Here is a 1,440-nt window from a genome sequence, read left to right as displayed (position 1 = left end):
TCTTCCATGTCTGAGGATCCGAAGGCCCCGGAAGCTGCATGGGCAGATGGCAAGACCCTGTACGACGTCGTTCCCGGCCTCGACGCTGTCACCGGCGCGATCAGCTCGAACGCCAGGCCGTTGGCGCGGCGGTCCAGTTCGGCGTAGCCGAGCACCCGGTCACCTGCCCGGACGGCGGGCGCGTCGGGCGTGGCCGTCGCCGCGGCCTCGAACAGGGCCGGCAGCAGCGTCGGATCGGTGGGCGCGGGCCGCTGGGCCGAAACCGAGCGCCGCGGCTCCACCATCACGCGCTCCGCGGCGTTGAGTACCTCGATCGCGCCGACAGCGGTGTGCGGGTCGTCGATGATCTGCTCCAGCACGCGCCGGTAGCGCTCGGCCATCTCCGCGACGGTCGCGGTCTCGTACACCGCGCGCTGGTACTGCAGTGTCAAGCGGAGCGGGTCGGGGGCGGCCATCAGCGTCATCGCGTAGTGCGTGCCGGTCGAGTACCGCAGGCTGCTGACGGCGATCCCGGTCTCCGGCAAGGTGTGCCCGCCGGTCCACGGGTAGGACTCGAAGACCACCACCGTGTCGAACAGCGACCGCAGGCCGGTGCCCTCCTGGATCTCGGCCAGGCCGTGGTGGTGGTGCTCGGTCAGCGCGGCCTGCCGGAGCTGCAGGTCGGCGAGGGTCTGGGCGAGCGTGGCCCCGGGGCGCAGGCGGACCCGCACCGGCAGGGTGTTGATGAACAGGCCGATCATCTCCTCGGCGCCGGGCAGCTGCGAGGGACGTCCGGAGACGGTCTGGCCGAACAGCACGTCATCGCGCGCGGTCAGCTGGCCGAGCAGGATCGCCCAGGCACCCTGCACCACGGTGTTGACCGTGACGCCCAACTCGGTCGCGCGGCGCACGAGTTCACGCGCGCGCTCGGGCGGCAGCGCGACCTCTGTGCGGGCGATGCCGCCGCCGGTGTCGGCCGGCCGGGCCCGGGGCGCCAGCAGCGTCGGCTCGCTGACGCCGTCCAGTTCCTCGGCCCAGGCGCGGACCGAGGCGTCGGTGTCCTGCTGTCCCAGCCAGACCAGGAACTCCCGGTAGCTGCGGGCCGGCGGCAGCTGTGCGGTGTCGCCGTCGGTCTCGTAGAGGCCGAGCAGGTCCTGGAGGACCAGCGGCAGCGACCAGCCGTCGAACATCAGGTGGTGGCTGGTGACGACCACTTCGAAGCCCTGCTCGGCGGTCCGGACCAGGGTGAGCCTCACCAGCGGCGCGACGGCCGGGTCGAAGTGCCTCCGGTGGTCGGCGGCCAGCAGCTCCTCCAGGCGCGCGGGCCGCTCGGCCTCGGGCACCCCCAGCAGGTCGTGCTGCTCCCACTGCGGTTCGGCCCGCTCCGGCACGACCTGCACCGCGGCGCCGCCAACGCGCTGCCGGTGGCGGAGTACACCGTCGCGATGATCCTGCTCTCCG

1 protein-coding gene is annotated in these 1,440 nt (G+C 72.9%); it reads right to left on the bottom strand.

What is annotated here, in order from left to right:
• The coding region (locus ACWD3D_RS37065) for a condensation domain-containing protein (protein WP_451465024.1) at positions 1 to 1,370 on the bottom strand (1,370 nt) is incomplete at its 3' end.
• Between the last annotated feature and the right edge of the window lie 70 nt (positions 1,371 to 1,440).

The organism is Streptomyces sp. NPDC002690, from assembly GCF_053592415.1.
This window is presented reverse-complemented; position numbering and strand designations above follow the sequence as displayed.